The 1,114-nt window shown below is 41.4% G+C and carries 1 pseudogene; it reads right to left on the bottom strand.

The window, feature by feature from the left end:
- Positions 1-830 (bottom strand): annotated as a pseudogene (gene ipaH3 / locus ABZJ92_RS21925) (T3SS effector E3 ubiquitin-protein ligase IpaH3/Hc); the annotation flags it as partial.
- Between the last annotated feature and the right edge of the window lie 284 nt (positions 831-1,114).

Below are 1,114 nucleotides of genomic sequence, written 5' to 3'. Positions count from 1 at the left end.
TGGAGTGTATTCTGTTGTCCGTCACTCATGGAGAAGTAAATCCGTGGGCCGTGGTAGTCCGGTTGGGCGGTTTGTTGCGACAGAGACTCCCTGATCCGTGAGGACAGAGGATTGTCTTCGAGGATGATAGTGCAGGTCGGATCAAGGCTAAGTATATTTTCCGGAATGTGTGTGATGCGATTCTCGCGGCACCGGAAAAATATCTCGGTTTCCTCTGAGTGATGATTTCTTACAGGTACGGCTGGTAGGCTTTCCAGAAGATTAGTACTTACATCGAGCGCTTCCAGTGATTCAGGTAACTCAGGGAGAAATGTCAGCTGGTTATTTCTTACTGAGAGCACTTCCAGCGATGTAGGTAATTCAGGAAGCATGGTTAGCTGATTGTTATCTGCATTAATATATTCCAGCAATGCAGGCAATTCAGGAAGCATGGTTAGTTGGTTGTTATCTACATCAAGATGTTTCAGAGATGCGGGTAATTCAGGAAGTGTTGACAGGCGATTGTCACAGGCGTCAAGGTATTCCAGCGATGCTGGCAATTCTGGTAATGATATTAGGGCATTCTGAGTAATTTCCAGAACAGTGATTTGAGGTGGTAAGTTGTCAGGTAGCGAGGACAGATTTAAACGATTCAGTTGAAGCTCACTGAACTGATTGATGAGACATTCTTTAAGTAGGGAGACCGCTTCATTCCGATTTTCACCGGGGAGCGCTTGTTTTTCCCATTTATCCCATGCTGAAAAGTAATCAGCATATGTACCGGAAATAGTGTTATAAAAAGAATTTTGGGACAATGAAAAGTTATTATTTATCGGTAACATGATGGACATTCAGTTAAAGCCGATGGACAAATGGCTTTGTTAAAAGAAATAAGTAGGAGTTTTTATGAAGTTCATTCCATGAAATGAACTTCAGCACTTTTTTATTATAAAAGGACAAACAAAATTGGCTGTAAAAAAACGATACTGTTTCAGTTAACTGTGAATAGCTTGCTTGCACCGTATTGTTCTTGTTTTTCGGTTAGTTAAACATCGTACTTCATATTTGAACGTTCTGCCGGAATGCATTATCAATAGAGGTAAAGTCGCAACCCCAAATCGTAAAGGAAACCGTA

Source organism: Shigella sp. FJ200513 (assembly GCF_040495915.1).
Classification (GTDB): Bacteria; Pseudomonadota; Gammaproteobacteria; order Enterobacterales; family Enterobacteriaceae; genus ECMA0423.
Note: the sequence above shows the minus strand (reverse complement) of the source record. Positions and strands in the feature narration are given on the sequence as shown.